At 40.4% G+C, this 23,058-nt stretch carries 35 protein-coding genes and 1 pseudogene; 11 read left to right on the forward strand and 25 right to left on the reverse strand.

The genetic code is table 11. The annotated features are described in order from the left end of the window. Positions 1-11: 11 nt before the first annotated feature. The 5 genes from DFR59_RS16310 to DFR59_RS16330 form a co-directional block, all read right to left on the reverse strand. Positions 12-443, reverse strand: a complete 432-nt coding sequence (locus tag DFR59_RS16310) for an NUDIX hydrolase (RefSeq protein ID WP_114746733.1) — start codon at positions 441-443, stop codon at positions 12-14. A gap of 19 nt (positions 444-462) precedes the next feature. After that, entirely contained in the window at positions 463-1,002 is a 540-nt protein-coding gene (locus DFR59_RS16315) for an HAD-IIIA family hydrolase (protein ID WP_114746734.1), read from the reverse strand. 33 nt (positions 1,003-1,035) lie between these two features. Beyond that, the gene (locus tag DFR59_RS16320; RefSeq protein WP_114746735.1) at positions 1,036-1,578 is read right to left on the reverse strand and encodes a ribonuclease FAU-1 family protein; all 543 of its coding nucleotides are present in this window, start codon (positions 1,576-1,578) and stop codon (positions 1,036-1,038) included. A gap of 44 nt (positions 1,579-1,622) precedes the next feature. After that, a complete protein-coding gene (locus DFR59_RS16325; RefSeq protein ID WP_114746736.1) occupies positions 1,623-2,018 on the reverse strand; it encodes a nucleoside 2-deoxyribosyltransferase in 396 nt (131 codons plus the stop codon). A gap of 113 nt (positions 2,019-2,131) precedes the next feature. Then, on the reverse strand, positions 2,132-2,878 hold the full coding sequence (locus tag DFR59_RS16330) for a class I SAM-dependent methyltransferase (RefSeq protein WP_114746737.1): 747 nt from the start codon (positions 2,876-2,878) through the stop codon (positions 2,132-2,134). A 130-nt stretch (positions 2,879-3,008) separates the two neighbouring features. On the opposite strand from DFR59_RS16330, the gene DFR59_RS16335 reads away from it, so the two are divergent. Together DFR59_RS16335 and DFR59_RS16340 are read left to right on the forward strand one after the other, a co-directional pair. Further along, on the forward strand, positions 3,009-3,188 hold the full coding sequence (locus tag DFR59_RS16335; protein WP_114746738.1) for a hypothetical protein: 180 nt from the start codon (positions 3,009-3,011) through the stop codon (positions 3,186-3,188). A gap of 18 nt (positions 3,189-3,206) precedes the next feature. Further along, complete coding sequence (locus DFR59_RS16340; RefSeq protein ID WP_114746739.1) at positions 3,207-3,548, forward strand: hypothetical protein; 342 nt, start codon at positions 3,207-3,209, stop codon at positions 3,546-3,548. A gap of 6 nt (positions 3,549-3,554) precedes the next feature. Here DFR59_RS16340 and DFR59_RS16345 read toward each other — a convergent pair whose 3' ends face one another. Both DFR59_RS16345 and DFR59_RS16350 read right to left on the reverse strand, forming a co-directional pair. Further along, the gene (locus tag DFR59_RS16345) at positions 3,555-3,773 is read right to left on the reverse strand and encodes a short-chain dehydrogenase (RefSeq protein WP_114746740.1); all 219 of its coding nucleotides are present in this window, start codon (positions 3,771-3,773) and stop codon (positions 3,555-3,557) included. A 414-nt stretch (positions 3,774-4,187) separates the two neighbouring features. Beyond that, positions 4,188-4,562 carry a nucleotide excision repair endonuclease gene (locus DFR59_RS16350; RefSeq protein ID WP_114746741.1) on the reverse strand — a complete coding sequence of 125 codons (375 nt, stop codon included), beginning with the start codon at positions 4,560-4,562 and terminating at the stop codon, positions 4,188-4,190. Between the two features lie 152 nt (positions 4,563-4,714). Here DFR59_RS16350 and DFR59_RS20140 point away from each other — a divergent pair, with 152 nt between their 5' ends. Next, positions 4,715-4,870, forward strand: coding sequence for a hypothetical protein (locus DFR59_RS20140; protein ID WP_158538427.1), 156 nt, complete (start codon positions 4,715-4,717; stop codon positions 4,868-4,870). Between the two features lie 38 nt (positions 4,871-4,908). On the opposite strand, the gene DFR59_RS16355 is transcribed toward DFR59_RS20140, so the two are convergent. Then, positions 4,909-6,078 carry an AI-2E family transporter gene (locus tag DFR59_RS16355; protein ID WP_245948510.1) on the reverse strand — a complete coding sequence of 390 codons (1,170 nt, stop codon included), beginning with the start codon at positions 6,076-6,078 and terminating at the stop codon, positions 4,909-4,911. 194 nt (positions 6,079-6,272) lie between these two features. Between DFR59_RS16355 and DFR59_RS16360 the strand changes: the two genes are divergently transcribed. The 3 genes from DFR59_RS16360 (at position 6,273) to DFR59_RS16370 (ending at position 7,701) form a co-directional block, all read left to right on the forward strand. Beyond that, positions 6,273-6,455, forward strand: a complete 183-nt coding sequence (locus DFR59_RS16360; protein ID WP_114746742.1) for a CsbD family protein — start codon at positions 6,273-6,275, stop codon at positions 6,453-6,455. A 139-nt stretch (positions 6,456-6,594) separates the two neighbouring features. Beyond that, positions 6,595-7,305 (forward strand): SDR family NAD(P)-dependent oxidoreductase, encoded by a 711-nt coding sequence (locus tag DFR59_RS16365; protein WP_114746743.1) that lies wholly within the window; start codon positions 6,595-6,597, stop codon positions 7,303-7,305. An 18-nt stretch (positions 7,306-7,323) separates the two neighbouring features. Continuing rightward, positions 7,324-7,701: a MerR family transcriptional regulator gene (locus tag DFR59_RS16370; RefSeq protein WP_114746744.1), complete on the forward strand. Its 378-nt coding sequence runs from the start codon at positions 7,324-7,326 to the stop codon at positions 7,699-7,701. A gap of 433 nt (positions 7,702-8,134) precedes the next feature. On the opposite strand, the gene DFR59_RS16375 is transcribed toward DFR59_RS16370, so the two are convergent. Both DFR59_RS16375 and DFR59_RS16380 read right to left on the reverse strand, forming a co-directional pair. Continuing rightward, positions 8,135-8,359, reverse strand: a complete 225-nt coding sequence (locus DFR59_RS16375) for a hypothetical protein (protein WP_114746745.1) — start codon at positions 8,357-8,359, stop codon at positions 8,135-8,137. Between the two features lie 46 nt (positions 8,360-8,405). Beyond that, positions 8,406-8,801 carry a VOC family protein gene (locus tag DFR59_RS16380; RefSeq protein ID WP_114746746.1) on the reverse strand — a complete coding sequence of 132 codons (396 nt, stop codon included), beginning with the start codon at positions 8,799-8,801 and terminating at the stop codon, positions 8,406-8,408. Positions 8,802-9,289: 488 nt separating this feature from the next. Between DFR59_RS16380 and DFR59_RS16385 the strand changes: the two genes are divergently transcribed. Beyond that, entirely contained in the window at positions 9,290-9,859 is a 570-nt protein-coding gene (locus DFR59_RS16385) for a kinase (protein ID WP_114746804.1), read from the forward strand. A gap of 56 nt (positions 9,860-9,915) precedes the next feature. On the opposite strand, the gene DFR59_RS16390 is transcribed toward DFR59_RS16385, so the two are convergent. The 7 genes from DFR59_RS16390 to DFR59_RS20145 all read right to left on the reverse strand — a co-directional run bounded on the left by DFR59_RS16390 (position 9,916) and on the right by DFR59_RS20145 (position 12,878). After that, a complete protein-coding gene (locus tag DFR59_RS16390) occupies positions 9,916-10,353 on the reverse strand; it encodes a DUF4181 domain-containing protein (protein ID WP_114746747.1) in 438 nt (145 codons plus the stop codon). 27 nt (positions 10,354-10,380) lie between these two features. After that, positions 10,381-10,743, reverse strand: a complete 363-nt coding sequence (locus tag DFR59_RS20600; RefSeq protein ID WP_425454723.1) for a DUF4181 domain-containing protein — start codon at positions 10,741-10,743, stop codon at positions 10,381-10,383. Positions 10,744-10,920: 177 nt separating this feature from the next. Then, a complete protein-coding gene (locus tag DFR59_RS16400; protein WP_114746749.1) occupies positions 10,921-11,292 on the reverse strand; it encodes a DUF4181 domain-containing protein in 372 nt (123 codons plus the stop codon). A 12-nt stretch (positions 11,293-11,304) separates the two neighbouring features. Beyond that, on the reverse strand, positions 11,305-11,658 hold the full coding sequence (locus DFR59_RS16405) for a VOC family protein (RefSeq protein WP_425454724.1): 354 nt from the start codon (positions 11,656-11,658) through the stop codon (positions 11,305-11,307). A 40-nt stretch (positions 11,659-11,698) separates the two neighbouring features. After that, positions 11,699-12,175 (reverse strand): hypothetical protein, encoded by a 477-nt coding sequence (locus DFR59_RS16410; RefSeq protein WP_114746751.1) that lies wholly within the window; start codon positions 12,173-12,175, stop codon positions 11,699-11,701. A 12-nt stretch (positions 12,176-12,187) separates the two neighbouring features. Further along, the gene (locus DFR59_RS16415; RefSeq protein ID WP_425454722.1) at positions 12,188-12,724 is read right to left on the reverse strand and encodes a nucleoside deaminase; all 537 of its coding nucleotides are present in this window, start codon (positions 12,722-12,724) and stop codon (positions 12,188-12,190) included. Continuing rightward, the gene (locus DFR59_RS20145; protein ID WP_158538428.1) at positions 12,717-12,878 is read right to left on the reverse strand and encodes a hypothetical protein; all 162 of its coding nucleotides are present in this window, start codon (positions 12,876-12,878) and stop codon (positions 12,717-12,719) included. The genes DFR59_RS16415 and DFR59_RS20145 overlap by 8 nt, the downstream gene beginning before the upstream one ends. Positions 12,879-13,258: 380 nt before the next feature. On the opposite strand from DFR59_RS20145, the gene DFR59_RS16425 reads away from it, so the two are divergent. Next, the gene (locus DFR59_RS16425) at positions 13,259-13,549 is read left to right on the forward strand and encodes a hypothetical protein (RefSeq protein ID WP_114746753.1); all 291 of its coding nucleotides are present in this window, start codon (positions 13,259-13,261) and stop codon (positions 13,547-13,549) included. A gap of 44 nt (positions 13,550-13,593) precedes the next feature. Here the strand turns inward: DFR59_RS16425 and DFR59_RS16430 are convergent, their stop codons facing one another. From DFR59_RS16430 to DFR59_RS16455, 6 genes and pseudogenes are all read right to left on the reverse strand, one after another. Beyond that, complete coding sequence (locus tag DFR59_RS16430; protein WP_158538429.1) at positions 13,594-14,358, reverse strand: helix-turn-helix domain-containing protein; 765 nt, start codon at positions 14,356-14,358, stop codon at positions 13,594-13,596. A 136-nt stretch (positions 14,359-14,494) separates the two neighbouring features. After that, complete coding sequence (locus DFR59_RS16435) at positions 14,495-14,677, reverse strand: PspC domain-containing protein (protein ID WP_114746755.1); 183 nt, start codon at positions 14,675-14,677, stop codon at positions 14,495-14,497. Between the two features lie 30 nt (positions 14,678-14,707). Next, a pseudogene (locus tag DFR59_RS16440) lies at positions 14,708-15,300 on the reverse strand (DUF2441 domain-containing protein). Between the two features lie 13 nt (positions 15,301-15,313). Next, complete coding sequence (locus DFR59_RS16445; RefSeq protein WP_158538430.1) at positions 15,314-16,366, reverse strand: alpha/beta hydrolase family protein; 1,053 nt, start codon at positions 16,364-16,366, stop codon at positions 15,314-15,316. Positions 16,367-16,388: 22 nt separating this feature from the next. Beyond that, positions 16,389-17,294: an ABC transporter permease subunit gene (locus DFR59_RS16450; protein WP_114746757.1), complete on the reverse strand. Its 906-nt coding sequence runs from the start codon at positions 17,292-17,294 to the stop codon at positions 16,389-16,391. After that, positions 17,291-18,241 (reverse strand): ABC transporter permease subunit, encoded by a 951-nt coding sequence (locus DFR59_RS16455; RefSeq protein ID WP_114746758.1) that lies wholly within the window; start codon positions 18,239-18,241, stop codon positions 17,291-17,293. Before DFR59_RS16455 ends, DFR59_RS16450 begins: the two co-directional genes overlap by 4 nt. Positions 18,242-18,409: 168 nt before the next feature. Between DFR59_RS16455 and DFR59_RS16460 the strand changes: the two genes are divergently transcribed. From DFR59_RS16460 to DFR59_RS16470, 3 genes are read left to right on the forward strand one after another with little or no spacing between them, the layout of a single operon-like run. Then, positions 18,410-18,751, forward strand: coding sequence for a PadR family transcriptional regulator (locus tag DFR59_RS16460; protein WP_114746759.1), 342 nt, complete (start codon positions 18,410-18,412; stop codon positions 18,749-18,751). After that, the gene (locus DFR59_RS16465; RefSeq protein WP_114746760.1) at positions 18,744-19,226 is read left to right on the forward strand and encodes a hypothetical protein; all 483 of its coding nucleotides are present in this window, start codon (positions 18,744-18,746) and stop codon (positions 19,224-19,226) included. The genes DFR59_RS16460 and DFR59_RS16465 overlap by 8 nt, the downstream gene beginning before the upstream one ends. Beyond that, positions 19,223-19,750 (forward strand): permease, encoded by a 528-nt coding sequence (locus DFR59_RS16470; protein WP_114746761.1) that lies wholly within the window; start codon positions 19,223-19,225, stop codon positions 19,748-19,750. The genes DFR59_RS16465 and DFR59_RS16470 overlap by 4 nt, the downstream gene beginning before the upstream one ends. Positions 19,751-19,993: 243 nt before the next feature. Here DFR59_RS16470 and DFR59_RS16475 read toward each other — a convergent pair whose 3' ends face one another. Both DFR59_RS16475 and DFR59_RS16480 read right to left on the reverse strand, forming a co-directional pair. Continuing rightward, entirely contained in the window at positions 19,994-20,605 is a 612-nt protein-coding gene (locus DFR59_RS16475; protein ID WP_114746762.1) for a Type 1 glutamine amidotransferase-like domain-containing protein, read from the reverse strand. Positions 20,606-20,742: 137 nt separating this feature from the next. Further along, positions 20,743-22,929: an ATP-dependent helicase gene (locus tag DFR59_RS16480; protein WP_114746763.1), complete on the reverse strand. Its 2,187-nt coding sequence runs from the start codon at positions 22,927-22,929 to the stop codon at positions 20,743-20,745. Positions 22,930-23,058 lie beyond the last annotated feature (129 nt).

A 23,058-nucleotide genomic window follows, 5' to 3' on the forward strand; every position in this document is an offset into this window, starting at 1 on the left:
AGCCCCATTCTTCATTTAATTAAATCGAATAACTCATCCGGAACTAATTTGAATTTAGGATTGGTAAAGTCGCTTATCGGCTTCCAAATCAATTTAAAGGTATGTCCGGTGTCTTCCTCTCCTATGAAGGACGTGTTTTCATAAAAACTCTTATCAACAAATTCGGCATCATAAACAAATACAACTTCATGTCCAAGATTGCCATTGAATTCAAAAATATTTTCTATGGTTCCTAAGTATTTTACATTCGTTATTTGTGCACCAATTTCTTCAAGCACTTCCCGTTCTAATGCTGCGGAGCTTCTTTCTCCATACTCTATACCGCCGCCGATCGGACGATAAAAATATTCCCCTGTCACCTCGTCAAACCCTTCGATGACCACGATTGAATCATCTTTCTTAAATGGACATATAACAATAGGACGAATTTTTGATACTCTCATATATTCTCCTTTCCAAATCTTATTTGAATGTCAAAAGCCATTTAATTGCTTCATTAAGATCCTCAGCCACAAAATCCGGCTCTACTTCAGCCCACTTACCATGGAACTCCTTGTTTATGTATTGCTCATATGCTGCTTTTCCGCTCCCTGTTTTGACCAGGATTTTCTTGCATCCTGCCTCATGTGCAGCCAATAAATCCGTCCATCTATCCCCGATGACTGCACACTGTTTTAAACTCATTTGGTTCTCTTCAGCAGCCTTTTTTAGCATTCCTGGAGATGGCTTTCTGCAATGGCAGCCCTCAGAATGCTGGTGAGGACAAACATAAATTTTATCAAATCCAAAATTTCCAAGTTCCTTTTCAAAGCTTAATAAAGTTGCCTCTCCTATTGAAATTCCAGGCTGATTGGTAAAAGAACAAACGAGTACTCCTGATGTTTTCAATTGCTGTATTGACTCAGCCACACCGTGAAAAAGTTCAAATTCTCCTGGATAAATGACACGGTCGCTGCCGCCGAGAGTTCCGTCCCTGTCTATGAAAACCGCTTGTATTTCCATGAAGAGTCCTCCTTTTCTATTTGGATTATTAGGTTAACTCAATTTATCCAGCAAGATTTCTTTATGTTGGGAAGATAATCGAATCAACGGAAAATCCCCGCTAGTAATTAGTTTTTTAATCCTTTTTTGTTCTTCCCAAGCCAAGTCATAAAGGGAATAATTTATGATTCCTTTGTTATAGGCAACTTCCAATTCGTCAGCATCTTTCTCTATTAATTCACCTGAAGGAAGCAGGACGATATCCAAAAATAAATCATCCAAATAAGGGAGATCGTTTTCAATTGAATTTTCGAGGCAAATATCGATATACCATTGAATTATTTCTCCATTTGCATCAAACATGGTTGTGACGGCATGATTTTTCCCCATAGGAAATTGCTGCAGCCACAGGTAGCCATCATCAACAATACAGATATCCTGTTCCCCGTACTTCTTGAATAGTGGTTCACTTACTTTAATTGTGTTTAACAGCGTGATATATCCCTTAAATTCGTTCGTATTCAAATAGGTTTGTGCATATTTTCTTTCTAAGATTCTCTGCCACCCTGGACGGTTTCCAAATTTTCTTTCGAGCATGGTTTTCCTCCTTTCCTTTAAGTCATTCACGTCATTATAGGTATTTATATATAATTTTCCTCCTCCAATTTTTCGAATAACCTGTCAGTAGTTCCAATCACGATTTCAACTCCAGACACATGGTAAAACGTACTTGTAGTTTCAAAGTTCATTACTTTATCATCAGGTGAATGGAGAAAGATTGGTTTTCCTTGACCCAATGCAATCCCTAATTCAATATGACTTCCTTTGCCTGCCGGGAGAAGTACGATTATAAAATCTGCATCCTTTACTGCGATTCTTTCTTTTTCTCCTATATCTCTTAAATCCTTAATTGTTGATGCTCGGCTATTATCTGTCCAATCATATGTTTGGACATACCCCTTATTTTTTAATTGCCCACTAATAGATCTTACTTGCTCAATGTTTCGAAAACTTGATGCAACATAAAATTTTTTCATTTGTGTACTCCTTTTATATCAAACAATTAAAATTTAATTATTGTGCTGAAAAAGTGTGAGACATTACTAATAGTTGTTCCAATACCATTCACATCCCACACAAAAACATTCGCCTATTTCACTGCTATTATAGTGAATTCCCATGGTATATTTTCACCATTCCATACCCGGTGCTCTTCGAATTGTTTTAAAGTAAGACCAGCTGAAATAACTGAGTTGATGATCTCTCCTAATGTATAATAGCGCAGGGACACCTCTGGAAAAGAATCATGTTCTGCAGCATCAAAAAATGATTTATAAGCTACATCACCGTTATGGAGCTCTTCATCGAAATATCCATGAATGATTGTATTATCCCTGCCTATGCATCTTTTCAAAGGATGAAAATCACTTAATATCATTCTTCCCCCGCTTTTTAGAATAGAGAAAAGAATGTTCATTAACCTCTCTATGTCATTAAAATAATGAAGAACTCCACCTTCTAAATAGAGGATATCAAAGAGATGTGAATATCTGTCTAGGTCAATGTCATAAATATCCCCTATTACATACTCAATGTTTGTATTTGCACATTGTGCCAGCTCTAAAGCATATCTTTTATTCTCTTCTGAAATATCAAAAACAGTTACATCTGCTCCCAATAATGACAGTGGGACTGCTTTCCTGCCATTTGATCCACATATATTCGCAATCTTCATCCCATCAATCATGTGGAAAAACTGTTGGTGTTTTTTTAAGCTGGCTAAAGGATTTTCTATTATTTCCATAGCTTTTTCTTGTGGAGAACCGTCTCTTTTTTCCCAAAATTCGTATGCACGATATTCCCATGCCTTTTTATTGGTAGAGCTCTGCTCATTCATTCTTTCTGCCTCTTCTTTCCTGAATGATTTGTTATTTAGGCATTTCGAATCCTAAATTCAAAATAATAAAGGTTTTTAACCGTTTGTTGTAAAAGTATATAAATACCCTTTACATAAAGGAGTTGTATGTATGAGCAGCTGGTGGTACAGCCTCTATTTCATCATTTTGGGGATCGTTTCTTTTTTCACAGGTGAAATCGTTACATTTGCGATGCTCGGCTTAATTCTTATTGCACTGAATAATATCAATATTACGCTGAAGAAAATCTATCATCAGAATAAGCAGAATCAATCGGTTCCGAAAGAATAAATGCATAGGAGAACTTAGATGAAAAAAATAATCATGGGGTTAGTTGTAATACTCGTTATACTTTTTGCCTTTGAATATCAAAAACCTGTAATGACCTCCCTGGAGGCTGAGAAGAAAACGATAGAATGTATTAAACATCCACCTGAAGAGTGGCAGATCACCCCTGTTGATGTAAGTCTGGATGATTTAAAGTCGTTTTATATGATTATTAAGGCCAAAGAGGGTTTTTTCAACCAATTGACCAATCAAAGAGAAATGTCCGTAACAGCTGATTTGAAGGGCAAAAACCCGATGACGCCGATGGTCCAATTGGATGCCTATACTGGAAAGTGCTTAAGGATTATTGGTCCGATGGAGTAATATTACTCATCGATCTTTTTTCATGTCATCCAAAGGCTTCTTTGAGATTCCTTCTTCATAAAATTCAATCAGCCATCCATTTTTTTCAACGATTTTATCCGCACACATCATTGCGAGAAAGAATACGATTGCTGGATGATCTGTTGACAACCAGCCAGCCACCAAATAAAAAAGAACCAGTGTTGTAACGAATAGTGGAATTAAATATGATAATCCTTTTTTCAAACCAATCACCTCCTGCTTCTCATTATTTCAAAAATATTCCATAAATTCAACAATCCTCATTACACAAAATGAAGTTCCAGGTGACTGTCACGCCCCGGTTTTTGTCAAATGGTTGTGGTTGATTTGCCGCTGGCGCATAGACAGTGGCGTTTGGCGCATAGCCGGGCTGCAGCGGCGCATAGGATGGTTTTCTCGCGCATAGGAATTGGAAATTAGCGCATAGACAACCAATTTTGGCGCATATAACATGACTGTATAGAAAATCACCCATGTTTCCCAGCCATTTTTATCACAGAAATCAATTCCGGCTCATTTTTTTCATTTCCAGAACGGGAATCCATCATTTTAAGACGGAATTCCCCTCCACAACTAAAAAAATCGAGCATGCTCATGCATACTCGATTTTTTCTCTTCTTATTTGTAAAATACTTTGTCGATATTGTATTTTGCTTTTAGTTCATTGATGATGTACGTTTCATAGATTTCACGGTCCATCGCTTCGTCGACGATCATAACGTCAATGCGGTACACTTCATCACGGTATTTTTTCAATGGGGACACGTTGTCTTCCAGATGCTTAACAACACGCTGTCTTAGCTTTCTTGCTTTCCCGACAAACAAGAGCTCGTCGTTGATGTTATAAAACAAGATGATGCCGCCTTTGTCCCTTGGAATTTTATGAAGGTCGATGAACCCTTGCACTGACTTGATTACAGGTTCATTGTCCGCTGGATTTTGCTGTCTTTCCGTAATGGAAACATCTACTTTTGGTATCTCAATTTTAATCATTTTATCATCCACCCTATCTCTAGTAACAATTCATACTATCATAGCTCAAAAGAATACACTAGGGCAACATCCGTTATGAATTTCCCTATAAATTGAAACTTTTTCCTTTTATATCCGTAGATAAATTACACATAAAATGGGAGGAATGCAAGATGTCAAAAAAGCTGGCGCTAGTTTTATTAACCCTGATGCTTATCGGAGTTGTTTATGGAATCATTTCATCTCATATTACTATGCTAACTAGTATCGGCATCCTTTTCGGAGTTGTATTGGTGGGCTTTAAAAAGAAATGGAAGCTGAACTCATAAAAAAATGCCTGTCCCTTTTCAATAAGGACAGGCATTTATCATTCTACTGGATCATCCACTTCAATTTTCCGGTCTGAATACAGTTTAGAATTCAGTCTGATGAATTGGTAGAGATGTGTGATGATTACTTTCAAGACAGCGTATCCCGGAACAGCGAGGATGATTCCGACGATTCCGAACAGGTTGCCGGCAGTCAAGATGACGAAAATGACGGTGATCGGATGGATTTCCAAGCTTCGTCCCATGATTTGCGGCGAAATCAGCTTTCCTTCCAAGAGCTGGACAATGACCCATACGATGGCCAGCTTCAGCAGCATGAACGGCGAATCGATGACGGCAATGACAAATGCCGGTGAGATGGCGATGAACGGTCCGAGATACGGAACCACGTTGGTGACCATCGCAATGACGGCGAGCAGCAAGGCGTAGTCCAAGCCAATGACTAAATAGCCGATGAAAAGCAGCACCCCGATACATAATGAGACAAATATCTGACCCCTGATATAGGAGCTCAATGCATGGTTCATGTCTTTCAGAATCAACTTGGCCTCCCCGCGGCTTCTATTTGGCAGAAACTTCGAGATGTAATTCGGGACATTTTTTCCATCCTTTAATAGATAGAACAATAGGAACGGCAGGACCGCAACGGAAAGGACAATTTCAGTCACCGTGCCGACAAACGTCATCAGCCCGTGTGAAAAGCCCGACGCGTATTTTTGGATATAGCCTGTAACGTCTTTGGTCATTTTATCGATATTCGTATTGGCCGATTCAAGCCCCTTCTGAACATATGGATTATGTGAGAGCGTCTGGATTGAATCCTTGAATTCCTTCCGGATATCCGGTACGTTGTCGACAACGCTTTGAATCTGATTTTTCAATGGAGGAATGACGGAAGACACGATTACGGTAATGGCGCCGATGATGACCACATATAAGAGGACAATGGCCAGAACCCGCTTGCAGCCTTTCCTCTCCAGGAAATCAATGATCGGGTTAAATAGATAGAAGCAGACTCCTGCGAGGATCATCGGAAGGAAGATCGTCCGTATAAAAATGATGAACGGTACGAGCACAAATCCGATTTTTGACAATGCCAGGATCGTCATACTTAATATGAAGATAATGATGGTATAGACAACAAATTTACTATTTAATACTTTCTCTTTAAATACGGTTTTCTTAGGATCTTTGTTCTGAAACTCCAATATCCACAACTCCCTATATAAACAACCTTTTCTCTATTTTACTTAATATGCATCAAATTAGTATACCCATATTTTACATTTCCCTAACTTACTTTCCTTTTGGTAAATGTTACCCTACGTTAATGTGTTTATCAGGCGTCCTCAACGGCTATTTAATACCTAAGCAAAAAATAAAACGAAATGAGGGATTTTAAATGAATGGCAACGGTAAAGAAGATCAATTAAAAGGAAAAGGTAACCAGGCGAAAGGCGAAATGAAAAAAGAATGGGGCAAAATGACAAACGACCCTGAAAAGATCGTTGAAGGCGAGCATGATAAAGACAAAGGAAAAGCGCAAGAACATGTAGGTAAAGTAAAAGACGCATTCGGAAGATAAGCAAGATGGAAAAGACGTGGACTCCACGTCTTTTTTTATTTAGTCAAAATTTTTCACTCCTACCCCTTGACCTCAACTCAGGTTTAGGTTGTATCTTTAATTTATCAACAAAATATCGTAATTAATGGAGGAAATAATGATGACAAAATATGCGTTTGTAACAGGTGCGAATAAAGGGATCGGATATGAAGCCGTTCGCCAATTAGCAGAAAAGGACTACCATGTATTCTTGGGAGCGCGCAATCCGGAGCTCGGTGAGAAAGCCATCGAGTCTTTAGGACTTCCAAATGTATCGCTCGTGCTTGTGGATATCTCGAATGCGGAATCCATCCAAGAGGCATTCAAACAGATTCAAGAAGTAACGGACCACTTGGATTTGTTAATCAACAATGCCGGGATTGCCGTGGACTTCAATATCAAGCCAAGCAAGTTGAAAGTGGAAGCACTTCGCCAGGGGTTTGATGTCAATTTCTTTGGAACGTTCCAAATGATTCAATCTTTCTTGCCGCTCGTTCAAAAAGCGGCCCGCGGTAAAATCGTCAATTTGACAACTGATATGGCGTCCCAGACGATGTTTGACAACGGCGAGGCTGGTCCTTTGAACCTTTTGGGCTACAACTCTTCGAAGACTGCTGTTAATTCACTGACATTGGCATTCAGCAAAGAATTCGGAGAAAATGGTCCTGAAATATTCGGTGTGACGCCTGGATTCACAACCACGGATTTGAACGGGAATGCCCCTGGCGGCAAGACCCCTGCAGAAGGTGCTGAAATTATTGTGGACTACGCTTTAAGCGAAACCAATTATCATGGTAAAATCTTAAATAAAAATGGCATCATTCCTTGGTAATGCCGAAAGGAAAATGAAATGAATTATACCATCGGACAAGTGGCGAAAATGAAGAATTTGTCGATCTCCCAGCTCCGCTACTATGACAATCAGGGGCTCCTGCCTTTTTTGAAACGCACGGAAAAAGGCGACCGGGTATTTGATGAAGATACACTAAGGTTTTTAGAACTCATCCTCTGTCTGAAGGACACAGGTATGCCGATCAAAGAAATCAAGCAGTTCGTCGATTGGTCCATGAGCGAAGATGGGAACACCCCGGTGCGGATCGAGATGATGAAACAGCATGAAGCGGCCGTGCAGCAGCAGATCCGAGAAACGCAGGAAAACCTCAAAAGGATTCAGGCCAAAATCTCAAGGCTTGAACGGGAGCTGGTGGAAGGGCGTTTGGATAAGTGATAAAAAAAGACCTGAGGTGGTCTTTTTTTATTTGGGATGTATTTCAAAAGTGCCTAAAAGGTGCCTGTCACGCCCCGGTTTTTGTCGGATAGGGTCGAGGTTTGTCGGCGGATTATGCTCATTCGGATGGCGAATTTGCCGCTGGCGCATAGGAGGCTGTTTTTGGCTCATAGGATGCATAGTCCCGCGCATAGCGAAGGATTTCTGGCGCATAGACCACGAAATGCGGCGCATAAGCAAAGGTTTTTCGCGCATAGAGACTATCGATAAGTAGAATCCATCCCGTTTTTCTATCTAATTCACTTCATATTCCCCTCCAAAAGAACACTTCCCTCATTATCAACCAGCATTCTGCCCATCTAGCGCTCCTGAGAAGATCATTTCATTAATTTCCTATCACTATTCTGCTCTTTAATCACACTTGCAACGCTATTCACTCGATCCCGCGCTTCTTTTTCTCGCCTTCAATCATTCCTGAACTGTTTTCTTTATCAAATAAATTCAACGCTGTAAACATGGCAAAGAATACGCAGACAAGCCCGGCACCGTGCATAGTTAAATTGCCAATTCTATCAAATTGATCGATTGTAAAGCTATTCAAAAACCAGCCGGCAAACGCAAAAATGAAGATGAGCAAAACTTTTAGAAATACTTTCAAAACGATTCCCCCTGAGACATAGCACTATTTAATTTTTTCATATAGCTTACTTCCATTCCATCTGCCAGGAGACTCCAAACCGGTCATTGACCCAGCCGAATTTCCTGCTGAATCCATAGTCGCCAAGGGGCATCAATGCTTGTCCATCTTGGCTGAGCGCTTGATAGTACGAGTCAATTTCCTCTTCTGTATCGCACGTAATAAAAATGGAGAACGACGGGGTGAAGTCAAATTCGTGCTTGATGGGACTTTCGAAAAACATGAATTCCTGCCCCTTAAATGTAACGGTGGCACTCTTCAAGGTCCCTTCCTCCTTGCCCATTTCGTCCGGACCATACCGTTCCATATGGAGGATTTCCGATTCTGAAATCACATCCATATAGAATGTGAGCGCTTCTTCTGCATTTCCTTGAAACATTAAGAATGGTGTAATTTTGGCCATTGTATTCAACTCCTCATTTAGTTATAAGAACTACTTCCATATTCACCCTTCCTATCCCTTCTCGCTTTAGAAAATCGTTCAATTAACGCAAAAAGCAGCCCAGAAGTTCTCCTTCTTCCAGACTGCTTTATCAATCATCTATTAATTTAAAACTTGAATAAATCCAAACGCACGTAACTTTTTAGGTGGTGGTGGCCGAGCATACGACTTCTCTTGTTGCTTTGCAAAAAACGTTCATCTCCCTTAAAGCTTTGCCCCCAGCAAGGCATCACTGTTTTGAAATGAGTGAATGAACATTCAGCCAAATCTGTCTGGCTTGCTATTACTATATTCGATTGGGACAGGCAGCGTAATAGGTCAATTAACTTTTTTCATAGAAAATGAGAATGATGCCTAGCAGGATACTATACTGAAAAAAGAGAATGTAGGAGTATCCGTAAAATGAAGGAGAACATGAAATGAATCGGTTAAACATCATACAAAAGATAATGGGCACCATCCCGACTCTTGAACATGGCCAAAGATTCATTCTTGGAATCGACGGCCTGAGCCGCTCTGGCAAAACAACATTGACCGAAAAAATTGTGCAGGAACTTCGGGATAGGAATGTTTCTGTCTGTCTTTTTCACATAGACGATTACATTGTGGAAAGGAAAAAGCGCTACAACACCGGCTTTGATGAGTGGCATGAGTATTATCATTTGCAATGGGATGTGAAGTGGCTGGAAGAAAACCTTTACGCAAAACTGAGAGATGCGGATGAACTCCAGCTGCTTAAGTATGAGGATGTTTCCGATGCTCAAAAACTGGTTACCATTCAGTTGCCGGATACTTGCCTCATTATTATAGAAGGCGTTTTTCTGCAGAGAAAAGAATGGAGACATTTTTATAATCGGGTGATATATGTAGATTGTCCGAGAGAAAAGAGATTTAGCCGTGAGAGTGAAGAGACTCAGAGGAAGATTGAAAAATTCCAGAAACGGTATTGGAAAGCGGAGGATTATTATGTTGAGGCAGAAAATCCATTAGTGCAGGCTGACGTTGTTATTCAAAATTAAAGGACGCACGGTTGAGGAGGATTCCACTCCTTTAAACCGCGCGTCTTATATGTAACCTATGAAGGGATATTCATCTGCTGATCGAACCAGCCAAAGAAATGTGTGGAAAACATTGCACCTAAGAGGATGCAAAGAAACAATAATTGATACGCAGTCACTAGATATTGATTTTTATTTTTGGCGTACTTCTTTTCCATAAAGGCTTTCACAACTTCAGTGATAACAATGAACACGAACATGAGGCTATATGTCTGCAGATACCACGGAGTGTTGATAAAATCATTCTTTGCATTGAAAGCGTACTGAATGACTATAAGCACCATCACACTGATCCGAATCGTCCAGTCAACCTTTTTATGCCGACCATTCACATGGTTATAGGAAAACAAGTTCGATTTTTCGACTTTAAATATTTTTCTCAAAATCAAATTGATAGCAAACATCACTATAAAGATGCCAAGCAACACTAAAAATAGTTTTACTCCGAAAGTCATAGTAATCCCTCCCTTACTGGAACAACCTCAAACTAGCCATCCAAAAACTCTTGTTGCAATTAAAGTACATATCAAAATGTAATTAAACAATAATTGAAATGTTGTCACGAGATATTTATTTTTATTCTCGGCGTACTTTTTTTCCATTACGACCTTTGTTATCTCGGACACTATAAGATACAGAATCACTGGATAAGGTATTTTCAAATACCAAGCCAAGTTGAAAAAGCCATATTCCGCTTGAATAATGAATTGGACAAAAATAAGAACAAGACAGCTAATTCGTATAGTCCTGTCAATTTTTTTATGCCCCTCATTCACATAGTCGTTCGAAAACCAGCTCTCCTTTTCGACTTTCAAAATTTTTCTCATAACCATGTGGAAAGCCATGATAATTACAAAAACTCCGATGGTAACCAAAATCACTTTTCCTTCAAAAGTCACCCCACTCGCCCCTTATGCTCATTCCAAATGCAGTACATTCTAAATTTTAGGATGCCATTATATTGCCGCTGGAACAGCCTCACCCAAACCACCCAAAGAAATCGGTGGAGTACAACACACCAATCATCGTGCATGTGAACAATAATTGAAACGTAGTTCAAGGTATGCTTTCTTATTTTCTGCATACATCTTTTCCATTACGGCCCGCAAGGTTTCAGAGGAAATAAGATAAAGTAAAAAGAGATTATAGGGTTTTAAATACCAAGACTCATATAGATGGTCATATTTTAGGACTAAAATGAACTGCAGTAATAAAATTACCAGACCCAAAAATTGAATCGTTCTATTAATCCTTCTATGCCTATCGTTCACATAGTAGTCAGTAGACCTCGATCTCTTACCTGCCTTCAAAATCTTACGCAAAACCATATTAATAACCACAATCAATCCAATGAACCCAAGTATCATTAAAATCAGTTTCAAAGTGAATATCATTTCATCTCCCCCTCACTGGCATACCCCTAATGGATTTCCGTCCGGGTCATAGAATGTAAAGAATTTCGCGCTGCCATCTCCTCCGATTGGCGTAACATTTATCTCTTTTTCCTGTAGAACTCTATGCGCCTCATCTATATCTTCTGGAATGAAATTATAATACTTCCCTACGCCAAAACGATTCTCGGGAAACTTCATCGGCGCATGATTTTCCGTCCGGACGAGGCATACCACAGTCTGTGCCCCTTCCGCAATTCTCATGACGGCAGCCTCTTCTTCAATATATACAAGGTTGAATCCTAGCACATCCTCATACCATTTGGCCGACCGCTCCGGATCTTTTACCGGGATGAAGACTCCTTCCATTCCTTTTAATAAAGCTCTTGCCACACCTTCATCCTCCCTTCTAATGTACGATGATTGGGCTCGTCAGCGAATAGGATGTGATCACATCGCCATTCAATTCCGTAATGGATGCTTTTATCGCACCATCTTCAATCATCTTCTTCATTTCCTTTGAATTGAGATCTTTTAATTCCATTGTGATTCCTGTACAAAACGTTTTTCCTTTCGGGGGCGCCTCTGAAAAGTCTGTATCCTTCTCATTGACCATATTTCGGCTGTCGAGTGTTTGCATGTAGTTTTCCTTGATGAAAGGCTTTAATTTGTCACTTACATCAAACGAGATTAAAAATGGCTCGAGTGTCTTTTTTTCTTGTTGATTATTTTGGATGCAGACTCTCGGAGCAAGAAGCCCCTCTCCTTCAACAATGGCCACATGGCTGCCGGATTGCATTATGCTCAATCGCTCATCCTTGGAATCCTTCTGGGAACATCCAGTGATTAAGCAGCCTACAAGCAGAAGCAGTGCGAGTTTTTTCAATAGATTGCCTCCTTATTGTACATTGGCGGATTTTCGAAGATTTTTAATATTATTCGGATTCAGTTCCCATTCATCCAACAATGCCATTTGTTTTACTTTTAAATCATGGAATGGTTCTTCCATGACTTCCACCTCATGAAATCGCTTATCAAAGATGTTGGCATCCCTTAGCTTTCGATATCCGCCGAAACCTTCATCATCATTGTTAATCCAGACTACTCTTTTGATATTGGCAAACAAGAGCCCACCTGTACACATAGGACATGGTTCCAGTGAGGTGTAAATGGTGAAATGTTTCCTCTGCGTTTTTCCCTCTAAAATTAGCGGACCTGCATTTCTAATGGCGCCGATTTCGGCATGGGCTGTTAGATCCTGCTGAGCGTGTACCCTATTTCGCCCTTTGGAAATGATGTTGTTTCTTTCATCAACAATGACCGCCCCAACCGGATAAGTGTTTTCCGATAATGCCTTTTCAGCTTCTTGCAAAGCAAGTTTTAAGAAATGCCGATCAATATCACTTTTCAATGTTGTCTGTTCCTGTCTATTCATCGTTCTTCATTCCATGACTGACCCTTTTCAACAGCACTATCATTTCATTCGTTTCCGATTGCTGCCGTTCGCTCATTTTCTCGATTTTCTTTATTTTTTTCACTAAATAAAGAATGATGAAAAATTGTATGATGAGCAGAATTTTCATCACCATGACCCTATCACCCATTCATTAGAGTAGTTCGTCATCCTCTAAACATTTTCCAGAATAGCGGGAAAAGAATTAATATGACGACACTGTATATCAAAGAAATCAGCACATCTTTTTTCCATGAATTCGGACTTGGATATCTGTTGGTAATCCGCTGAAAAATCAAACAGATAATCCACCAAATCAAGAAATTATATAGTATTGCCTGGAAGCTGTCGTACATCATCTGCAGCACTTCCTTTCTTTTTTGAAACCTATATTAGTTACTTATTGTTAATTTTATCAAAATATAGAAAAAATTATAAGGAATTTTCAGAAAATGATTAGTGGCTATGTTATGATTAATGGGAATTTATGTATGAATAACGAAGGATGTGTATGATTTGGCTGGTATGAATCTTCTGGTATTAATTATTTTGGGGACCATCCTGGGTTACCTCTTAATACTAATGGGACCGTTTTTCGGCGCCTTGATAGCCTTTGGAATTGTGGTTGGTTGTTTGTTTAGAGGATTGATTCTTTTGAATGAAATTAACAATAAGCTATCCAAATCATCACGGAAAACTGATAATGTTTATGCTTTGTTAAAATTCAGTAAGGAAGCCAAGAAAGATACTGACATAGACACGCAAATTGACACAAAAGATAATGGCAGCATGACTTATGAAAAATGATAAAAAACACATCCACCGACTGAATGTGTTTTTGAAAATCCCATCTATTTGGTAACCACCTTAAAATCCCTTGAATCTAAGAACGGGAGAATTGGTGCAATCTCTTGGATTCCTTTTGCTGCTATCGCCTCAAGGGCAAGCTCGTTCAATAATTCTCCCTCGATAAATGGACAAATAGCTACGATGGAAGAGATTCCTTCCTTCTCAAAGCTGCTCCTCGCGCATTCATCTAAAGTATTTTGACTGACGAAAGGTGCAATGCTGCTTAACTCTGCTATGCCTTTTTGTTCAAAATCCTTTACAGCAAATTCATCGATTTTTTCTTGACCTAAAAAAGGAGCAATAGCGGCCAGAGAGGATATTCCGTTTTCACCAAATTCTTTTGCGGCCCACTCATCGATATAGTCCTGGCTGATAAACGGCGCAAGGATGGACAACTCATCTATCGTTATTTCCGCTTTCAATTGATTGAAGATCGAATCCGCCTGCTCCATTTTAAGGACAGGTGCAGCATTCATAAATTCCTCTTTCGGATTCTCCAACTCTTCAATAAATGTGTCATCCATATTTTCAATTACCCCTTTTACCAACTGAGTCCCTTTTCCATTAGTAAGAATCTCATCGATCTCTACCTGGAAAATACGCGACAGGTCAGGAAGCTTTGAAATATCAGGCATCGTCTCGCCTCTCTCCCAGTTGCTGACGGCTTGAAAACTGACACCCATCTGTTCCGCCAGCTCCATTTGGGTCATTTTCATTTCTTTCCTTAGATGGGCAATCTGCTTCCCCACTCTTCTCATATCAAACATCATCCAACCCCATTTCTATTATTTGGTTTCATTCTAGCAAGCTGCCGCAATTCTGTGTATCAAGTGATGCTTGAATATGAGAAAAATAGCATTCAAGGATGGCTTGAATGGTGGTTGATTGCAAATGCCCAAGACGTTATAAACCCTGAGGACTATCCGGCATGGTATTTGCAAGAATGATATAGACAAGAATATTGGCAGGCAAAAAAATAAATATCAGCCTTACGAACAAAGAAGGGATACCGAAATATTCCGCTATGCCTCCACAAACGCCGGTTATAGACCTATCTGTTTGTGACTTTCTTATCTTATTGTCCACGTGAGTTCCCCTTTTCTTATCTGTTGAAAACTATTCGGCCCGAGTAAAATCTTCTATTATTTCAACCACTTCAATTTTTCCATTGATCAGCAGCTCTGGCAGCTCATTATGGACATTCCCTTTCCAGTATGTTCTTGCCTGCTCAATTTTCTGTGCAAATGGAAGTCCATCTTCTTTCGGCAGCAGACTGCCATCACCTTCAAAGGAAGAGCCATCAACTTTCAATTTCACAATCTGCAAAACTTTGCGGTTGTACGAATCAAATAACTCCTTCCAATTCAAGGCTTCTCCATATGTTTTTGATGCATATAAGCATGACAGGCGGGACGGATATTCCGGAAACTCCTGCAACCTGACCATTTCTGCAATGGTCTCTCTGATGGCTCTTATCGTTTGATCCGCATACCTCACAACCACATCTGCATCTTCTTTATTCAAAGCCAGTCCTTCTGCTGAATACTTTCCATACATGATTTTGAAAAAGTCTTCCCCTTTGGTATTTAATTGCTCCCGCTCGAAGAAAAATCGATACAAGGTATTTTTTGATTTTCATCAAAGTGAATTACCTGACCGAGATGCATTTTTTGCCTCGTTACAATGTGGTACGCATAAAATGGGTTCATTGGTTATCTCCTATCAATCTCTATGATTATGAATTGGATGTCCGCTTCCATTGATTTCTACCAAATTTTTATTTTTAATCCTTTGCCCTGGAAGTTTAATTCTTGAATTAAAAAGCCCTTCAAAAAATGTTGAAACTGCTTCCAGAATAGCATCTGATACCACTGGATTAGTTCCAAAAATCAAAGTCCCTAAGGTAGAAAAAGTTAGATGGTTGGCGCCAACAACTTTCATAAATAAACTTCCTGACTGCAACATGCGGTACATCCTCTGTTGATTCATTAGGTAGGATCTTGCTTTTTCCTGGTCATCTCCAATTACCGTTAAATATTCCTCATAAGATGCAGCTTCCTGACGAAGGTTCAAGATCGGTACATTAGGCATTACGTCGCCAATCAAATGCATACTGGCATCCAACAATACAGCTCCCTTGACTCTATTGTCGATAGCAGCGACATTGAAAACAGCCGCCCCGCCTAGAGAATGTCCAATCAACCCAATTTTCTCGAGGTCAAATATCCCTTCAAAAGATCCTCTTTGATTCCACTTTTCCAAGTAATCCAACACAAGGCATATATCTTCAACTCTCGTATTCACCTGGATTCGGTCATCTGGGAATCTATCAGCTTGTGGAATGACTTTATTGTCCGGATAGATTGTGAATAAACTGTCGTATGGAACGCTCAATGTTACAACGACAATTCCTTTTTGCACTAAGGCCGTCATTGTTTCCATATATAGATCCCGGTCAATTCCAAAGCCTGGCGATAGGAGGACGATTGGAAAAGAAGATCCCTGTACAGGTTTGGCATTTTCTTTGACCGGAATTTTTATTTCATTCAGCTTTTCTTCAGATATGCCTGCATTGCCAAAGAATTCAACGGCTTTCTTAATGGCAGGGTAGAAAAGCGATGTAAGATTCCTTTCTTGCTCACCAGTTCTTTCTACAGTGGGATAAAATATACTCACTGGGAATGATCGGGTTTCTTTTTCACCCGTGAACAGTTCTTTTCTATTTTTGTCCTCTATGACTTTTACTGTTCGGCCGATGGCGTATTTACCATTCAAAATAAATCCCCCCATACATCTCCTAAATTTCGACCCCATTATTCTTCTTATATTTTTGATTAAAATATTTGCGGAATCCGTTGCTTAGGAGGGAAAAAGTAAAGATGGTTACTCCTATTGCCAACGCACCAGTAATCGGCATCCATGCATGTGCCCAAATATGCTTTGTGATATCCACAAAAAAGATTGGCCAAATATTCGTCGTATTGATGGCTTTATACGATCCCCCTAATTGGGAAACAAATTTCACACTGAAAAAGATTTCTACGATACCTAATTGACCAATGAGAAACATAATCCTTCCCAAATCTGAAAAAAACTGAATGATAATATGAGGAATTAAAGGAGGCAAATAATATTTTTGGATCATTCTAAAATTCGAGTTGCCTCCTACGATACCTGCTTCAATATATGGTTTTCGCGATAGCTGATTCATAAATTGATAAAAAATATCCCCCACCCTCCCAACTTCCACAAGGGCAATGACGAACATAAACAGAAGATATCTATTACTGGAAAAACTAATAAAGGGGCTTCCTACTAAAATGATAATAAAGAAAATAGGAGGCAAAAATGAAAACACCCGGTTCCAAACAAATAAAATGGTTCGGATGATCCTTGAGTAGAAACTTAGAATACCTAATGGGATGGCAAAAATATATCGGAGTACACAAATCCCTAAAACGGTTAGAAGTGTTTCTTTTGCTCCCATCAAGAGTCTGCTTAATAAATCGATGCCATTAAAATCCGTTCCAATCGGGAATTCTTTAGATGGCGGGAAAGGAGCAATTTCTAACATTCCTTCTGACGATTGCCTCATTAAATGTGGTTTTAAAGACTGGTCAACAAACGGCAAATAAGGGGCGAAAATAGAAATCAAGAAAAGAAAAACAAGCAGACTCAAACCCAGCCCTAATGATCTGTTCATCTAGACACCTCCACGTTATGTGGTGATAGGTGTGTTTTTCCTATTTGTGCAAGAATGTTGGTAAACAATATGATTAAGGTGAAGAATATTGTGTAGCCTACTGCAGAAATCCCATCGATCCCAACATTAAGACCGATTCGAAAGCTGGATCCATGGAAGACCGCTTGGAATAACCCATACCCAGCACCTTTGAAGTCCGTCAATTTTTCTACAATGAACAAATTTGACAGAACATAAAGTGTGACGGTATTGGCGTGAGATAGAATGATAGCCATGGCGTTCTTTAAAATATGTATATAAAGGATTCTAAAGCTGCCAGTACCCTTGGATTTTGCCGTCCGGATATAATCATTACCCATCTCATCCTGCAGGCTGGCATTTGTGATATTTGCGATATAAAAAATCGGATAGATCGCTAAAAACAGGATACACATCACATAATTCTCAACCTTGTCACTGCCAAAAAGATCTACATGAATGAAAAGTCCCTTATGATAAAGAAACATTAGACCAATCTGAATCATGATAATAAAAAATATATCCGGAATCGATAAAAACAGCCAAGTCGTCCCTTTCCCTAAGAAGTTTAATTTCTTATTACTCCACTGAAAATCCAGAATCCCTTTAATAATTCCAAGTACAAATCCCAAGAACAAAGCAGGAAGGATCAAGAAGGAACTTTTCTTCACTTTATCTCCAATTACAGACATATAGGATCTGCCAGGACTTTCTTCTCCTAGACCTTTATTTTCTTTAATATAAGAAATAAAAAATTTCATATTCTCCACATGGTGTTTAAAGCTGTAATTGTATTCTGCAGATTGAAACTCACCGCTCTCCCCAGCCTTAAAATTGGTATTTACCGGAAGGAACAAAATACTGATAAACAAAAATGTAGAAAAAGCCCATAATACGATTTGAATGACCACCTTTGAAAGATAGTTCACAAAACCCCTCCCATTTTTAGACAATTAGTTGGTATACGTAAATTTTTGGAAAAAGATTCATATTACTTTTTAAAAATATAGAATTTTTACTGTCATTGACACTATACTGTTAACCGCAGTATACTGTTATCAGCAGTTTACATCGATGAATGAATTGGAGGTTTTTTTATGAAACATACAGGAAGACATACAGGTGCTTTTCTATTGTTATTTTTAACGGAAGGCGACAGCTACGGCGGGCAGCTTTTGCAGAAATGTGAGGAGGAACTGCCGGTCAATCCGATCGATAGCGCCATTCTTTATCGCACGCTGAAAAAGTTAGAAAATGAAGGGGCTATTGAGTCTTATGTGGATACCATACATCATGATAAGCCGGTGAAGATGTACCGGGTCACGGAGGAAGGCAAGAAACAACTCGGGGAATTCCAAAGGGACATTGAGGAGAAAATGAGGAATTTGTCTTTCTTCCTAACGAAATACAATCATTGGCAGGAGTCCAGTCATGATTAATGGTGTGATCCTTTATGCGATTGCGCTTGTGCTCTTGAGCATTTCTTATACGAAGGATCGTCAAAAAACGAAAGGGGCACTCTTAAAAGCATGGAATATGTTTCGCAATGTTCTGCCTGATGTACTGGCCATCATGCTTTTTGTCGGGCTTTCTTTATCGATTTTGACGCCATCGTTCATTTCTTCGATGGTCGGAGAACAATCTGGGATCATGGGGGTCATTTATTCCAGCTTCATCGGTTCCATTGCACTGATCCCAAGCTTTGTCGTCTTTCCGCTTGGCGCTGCACTCGTGCACAATGGCGCAGGACTTCCCCAAGTAGCCACTTTGATGTCCACACTAATGGCGGTCGGCATCACTTCCATCCCGATGGAGCAAAAAATGTTCGGACGAAGCTTTGCCTACTCCCGCAACGCTTCTGCATTAGTGATGTCCCTTCTCTTCTCTCTGATTGTTTGGGTGGTGATGACATGAAGGAAATCAAGAAATATCGCTTTTTTATCCTGCTAGTAATAGGGCTGATCGTTTTGACTTTCATTAACAGAGAAATGGGCTGGAAGGCATTCCGGCTTACAGGAAACAGCATCGTGAATATGCTGGTGCTGCTTCCTCCTGTTTTAATTTTTGTCGGTTTGCTTGATAAATGGGTCGAGAAAGAGACACTGATCAAATATATGGGAAGTGAATCAGGTTTTTACGGCGTACTTTTCTCCCTTCTAATGGGAGTGGTCGCAGCAGGTCCCCTCTATGTGGCCTTTCCGATTGCGGCCCTTTTATTGAAAAAAGGAGCAGGCATCCGGTACATCGTGTTTTTCCTCGGTGCCTGGACAACGGCAAAACTCCCAGTGCTAGTATACGAGTTTTCCTCATTTGGAGCCCGTTTCACTTTGATCCACATCGGATTCGGGCTGGTATTTTTCTATGTGATGGGCCTCATTTTTGAAAAATTCTTTGACCACAGGCAGCTCGTAAAACTGGATATCACGGAAGAAGCCTAGAATATAAGGATACAGATGGTCTGTATCCTTTTTCCCATTTTGAAATTTTTTTAGTTTACGTGATTAAAAGTCTGAAAATTTGGGAATGATAGAGTTAACAAACCAAACAGGAGGAATTCAAAATGCTAAACACTAACTCTCTTACAATTACTGATTTTATTTCCGAGGAACAGTTTGATTTAAACAGCTATCTTTCTCAATTGGTTCATACGGAAGAGATTGCAGCCGAGGGCGTATAATTTTTTAAGTGATGATTTTCGCAGCCAGTTTTTCATTTTTAAAATGAAGATTTTCGTTGTCTTCCAGACGATAGAACGTACTGATATTTGTTTGGACAGCTGCCCAATTGTCAAATTCAATTCGACGCTTTAAATCATTGTAATGCGGACAAAAACTGCCTGTTAAAAAACCTAATCCCGGGAATTCTTCATATTTGTCTTCTTCATTCTCGCTATAGCACGTTTCGAACCAGCACATGGCTCCTGCGCTGATTCCGGCTATTATAATGCCGTTTTGATAGGCATTCCTCAATACTTGATCGAATCCTGTCTTTTTCCAAATTTCAACCATAAAGCGCGTATCACCGCCGCCTACATATATGATATCCAAATCATTCACAACCTCTTGAATATTCGGGGATTCAAAGTCCTTTATTGTTAAATGGCTTGGATTTTCTGATTGAAATGCATGATAAAACGCATCAATATATTCTTGTGCGTCATTGCTTGCTGCTGCAATAAAGGCGATATTCAACGGCCCCTGTTTCCTGGTGATTTTCACTAAGTACTCATCGATAAATGAATTTTCTTCTGTTGAGAAGCCGCCGCCTGAAATGGCGAGAATATGTGTGTCCATTGTTCTTTCCTACTTTCCTATGTATAGTCCACACCTTAACTTCTACACATTTCATCCAATCCCCTTGTTTTCTATACAAAAAAGCCTCCCCATGTAAGGAAGGCCTTCATTCTATCAATCTTTTTCATTTTATAAATTTAAACAGGCTCTAGTAGTCCCATTTCCAGACAAGTTGCAATGGATAAAGTTTTCTCCTTGGAAGGGAACTTGATCTGCATCGCGTCTCCGTCGATTTCAACAATGGTTCCCGTACCAAATACCCTGTGCTTGACGTCGTTGCCAGCCAAAAGCTCTTCTGCACGTTTGATGGCATTCGGGTTGTACGGGACGCCTTTCACTTTTCTGACCGGTTCTTTTTCACTTCTTTGACCGATGACTACGCCGCTTCTGACCGAACCTGTTCTTGGTTTCGGCGGGTCCAAAATGTATTTCACATTTCCTACGAAACGGGATTGTCCGACATTCTTCCCGTCTTTTGTACGATAAGTAATGAGTTCGAGGTCTTTTTTGGCCCGAGTCATGCCGACATAGAAAAGCCGAGTCGCTTCTTCCATCAGCAATGGATCGTCCAAATCTTCCTGAGCCGGGATGACGCCGTTCACAAGGTCGATCATATAGACCCGTTCGAATTCGAGTCCCTTTGAACTGTGAAAAGTGGAAAACGTGACAGCATTCTGCCCTTTTTTCCGCTTGGCGTTTTTAAGGACAGATTCGAGATGGCTCAGCCGTTTAGCAAAATCCTCGAGTGACTTGAGATCTGCTGCAATTTCCTCCAGCGTGTTCAAAATGCTAAGGAGATAATCCATGCGGAATCCGAGATTTTTGCTCATCTTTTCTAATGCTTTCTCATAGCCAAGCTGGTTCCTGATGGTCTGGATGGCAAGCCTCGGCTTCATTTCCTTCATATCCGCGAAAATCTTCCGGCTTTCCTTCAACGGTTTCATCTGATATTCCTTCAGCGAGGCAAATTTCAATAGGTTATCAAAGACCGACTCCCCGTTCCGGACTTTCATCAGCTCCTGCATTTGCTGCTTGCTTAAATAAGCGTTGAATTTCAAATGGATTTTCTCCAAAATATCCGGCCGTTTGTCAGTAAAGGCCATGCGCATGAAATTTTTGACGTCCTCCACCACCCAGTGAGAAAAGAACCGGTTGTCTGCATCCTTCATATAAAAAGGGATGCCAGCCCGGTCAAACTCGTTCATGAGCGAAATGGATGATGAGTTATTCCGGTATAAAACCGTCGTTTCTCCAAGCTCTTTTATCTTCTTGATTTCCTTGACCAGGTACCCAGCCTGGTCGTTGTAATCCGAAAGCTCTTTGATTTGGATATCCTGATGCGGCGGATTTTCCGTGAACATATTTTTCTCATAGCGATTTTTGTTCCGCTTGATGAACTGGTTTGCAAGCGTCACGATGTCTTTTGATGAGCGGTAATTCTGCTCCATAAAAAGGATTTCCGCGTCAGGATAGACTTTTTTGAAATCTAAAAGGTACTGCGGCTCCGCTCCACGCCAGCTGTAGATCGACTGGTCGTCATCCGCCACTACGCACAGATTTTTGTGTTCCTCCACAAGCTTTTCCATGATGGCATGCTGCACAAGCGAAGTATCCTGACTCTCATCCGTCAGCACATAGTCATAGCGCTGCTGGTACTGCCATAGCAGCTGGCGGTCGCTCCCGAGGACATCATTCGCAATCGTCAGCATGTCATCGAAGTCGACGAGAAGCTTCGTTGGATGGGATCGCTTGAATTTTTCGTATTCCTTCAGGATCCTCTCCGCTTTTGGCACTTCGCATTTCACCGTCGCCCATTCCTCACGGCCGATCATCTTGTTCTTGATATAGCTGATATATGTCGTCAGCTCTTCCATCTGGCTGTCCGTGATGTTTTCACCAACCAGCGTTTTGAAGATTTTCCGGATGATGATTTTTTTATGAAGTCCCTGCTCATCCGAAGGCAGATTTCCTTCAATTAGTTCATACGGAGTCCTCGTTTTCCGGAAGTGGTCCCTCACCACCTCAAAGGCAAAACTGTGGATTGTGGAAAAATCGACAGGCGGCAGTTCAGGGAAAAACCGCTGGAACCGCTCCAGCATATCGGACGCAGACGCCCGGCTGAACGTCACCGCTTTTATCCGTGAAGGATCCACTCCCTTCTCCTCAATTAAATACCCAATCCGCATGATGACCGTCGTCGTCTTACCCGAACCCGGCGACGCCAATAAAAGAAGCGGCCCTTCCGTCTGAAGCACAGCCTTCCGCTGTACATCATTCAAGGACACGCCCAGTTCACTCTTCTTGCGGCTGAAAAAATCCTGCATACAAAAAACCCTTTCGAAACAAATAGTTGGTTTAATTATAACGCAAATGTGGGACGTGGGGACAGGTTTACTGTCCCAGGTGAGGTAGCCGGCGTGGGACGCGGGGACAGGTTTATTGTCCCAGTCCCT

This window comes from Falsibacillus pallidus (assembly GCF_003350505.1).
In the GTDB taxonomy this organism is placed as follows: Bacteria; Bacillota; Bacilli; order Bacillales; family DSM-25281; genus Falsibacillus; species Falsibacillus pallidus.

Excerpts from the sequence above, each read along its gene's own strand:
- DFR59_RS16310 (WP_114746733.1), bottom strand. The coding sequence starts at position 443 with ATGAGAGTATCAAAAATTCGTCCTATTGTTATATGTCCATTTAAGAAA.
- DFR59_RS16315 (WP_114746734.1), bottom strand. The coding sequence starts at position 1,002 with ATGGAAATACAAGCGGTTTTCATAGACAGGGACGGAACTCTCGGCGGC.
- DFR59_RS16320 (WP_114746735.1), bottom strand. The coding sequence starts at position 1,578 with ATGCTCGAAAGAAAATTTGGAAACCGTCCAGGGTGGCAGAGAATCTTA.
- DFR59_RS16325 (WP_114746736.1), bottom strand. The coding sequence starts at position 2,018 with ATGAAAAAATTTTATGTTGCATCAAGTTTTCGAAACATTGAGCAAGTA.
- DFR59_RS16330 (WP_114746737.1), bottom strand. The coding sequence starts at position 2,878 with ATGAATGAGCAGAGCTCTACCAATAAAAAGGCATGGGAATATCGTGCA.
- DFR59_RS16335 (WP_114746738.1), top strand. The coding sequence starts at position 3,009 with ATGAGCAGCTGGTGGTACAGCCTCTATTTCATCATTTTGGGGATCGTT.
- DFR59_RS16340 (WP_114746739.1), top strand. The coding sequence starts at position 3,207 with ATGAAAAAAATAATCATGGGGTTAGTTGTAATACTCGTTATACTTTTT.
- DFR59_RS16350 (WP_114746741.1), bottom strand. The coding sequence starts at position 4,562 with ATGATTAAAATTGAGATACCAAAAGTAGATGTTTCCATTACGGAAAGA.
- DFR59_RS20140 (WP_158538427.1), top strand. The coding sequence starts at position 4,715 with ATGTCAAAAAAGCTGGCGCTAGTTTTATTAACCCTGATGCTTATCGGA.
- DFR59_RS16360 (WP_114746742.1), top strand. The coding sequence starts at position 6,273 with ATGAATGGCAACGGTAAAGAAGATCAATTAAAAGGAAAAGGTAACCAG.
- DFR59_RS16365 (WP_114746743.1), top strand. The coding sequence starts at position 6,595 with ATGACAAAATATGCGTTTGTAACAGGTGCGAATAAAGGGATCGGATAT.
- DFR59_RS16370 (WP_114746744.1), top strand. The coding sequence starts at position 7,324 with ATGAATTATACCATCGGACAAGTGGCGAAAATGAAGAATTTGTCGATC.
- DFR59_RS16380 (WP_114746746.1), bottom strand. The coding sequence starts at position 8,801 with ATGGCCAAAATTACACCATTCTTAATGTTTCAAGGAAATGCAGAAGAA.
- DFR59_RS16385 (WP_114746804.1), top strand. The coding sequence starts at position 9,290 with ATGGGCACCATCCCGACTCTTGAACATGGCCAAAGATTCATTCTTGGA.
- DFR59_RS16390 (WP_114746747.1), bottom strand. The coding sequence starts at position 10,353 with ATGACTTTCGGAGTAAAACTATTTTTAGTGTTGCTTGGCATCTTTATA.
- DFR59_RS20600 (WP_425454723.1), bottom strand. The coding sequence starts at position 10,743 with ATGGCTTTCCACATGGTTATGAGAAAAATTTTGAAAGTCGAAAAGGAG.
- DFR59_RS16400 (WP_114746749.1), bottom strand. The coding sequence starts at position 11,292 with ATGATATTCACTTTGAAACTGATTTTAATGATACTTGGGTTCATTGGA.
- DFR59_RS16405 (WP_425454724.1), bottom strand. The coding sequence starts at position 11,658 with ATGGAAGGAGTCTTCATCCCGGTAAAAGATCCGGAGCGGTCGGCCAAA.
- DFR59_RS16415 (WP_425454722.1), bottom strand. The coding sequence starts at position 12,724 with ATGAATAGACAGGAACAGACAACATTGAAAAGTGATATTGATCGGCAT.
- DFR59_RS20145 (WP_158538428.1), bottom strand. The coding sequence starts at position 12,878 with ATGGTGATGAAAATTCTGCTCATCATACAATTTTTCATCATTCTTTAT.
- DFR59_RS16430 (WP_158538429.1), bottom strand. The coding sequence starts at position 14,358 with ATGTTTGATATGAGAAGAGTGGGGAAGCAGATTGCCCATCTAAGGAAA.
- DFR59_RS16450 (WP_114746757.1), bottom strand. The coding sequence starts at position 17,294 with ATGAACAGATCATTAGGGCTGGGTTTGAGTCTGCTTGTTTTTCTTTTC.
- DFR59_RS16460 (WP_114746759.1), top strand. The coding sequence starts at position 18,410 with ATGAAACATACAGGAAGACATACAGGTGCTTTTCTATTGTTATTTTTA.
- DFR59_RS16465 (WP_114746760.1), top strand. The coding sequence starts at position 18,744 with ATGATTAATGGTGTGATCCTTTATGCGATTGCGCTTGTGCTCTTGAGC.
- DFR59_RS16470 (WP_114746761.1), top strand. The coding sequence starts at position 19,223 with ATGAAGGAAATCAAGAAATATCGCTTTTTTATCCTGCTAGTAATAGGG.
- DFR59_RS16475 (WP_114746762.1), bottom strand. The coding sequence starts at position 20,605 with ATGGACACACATATTCTCGCCATTTCAGGCGGCGGCTTCTCAACAGAA.
- DFR59_RS16480 (WP_114746763.1), bottom strand. The coding sequence starts at position 22,929 with ATGCAGGATTTTTTCAGCCGCAAGAAGAGTGAACTGGGCGTGTCCTTG.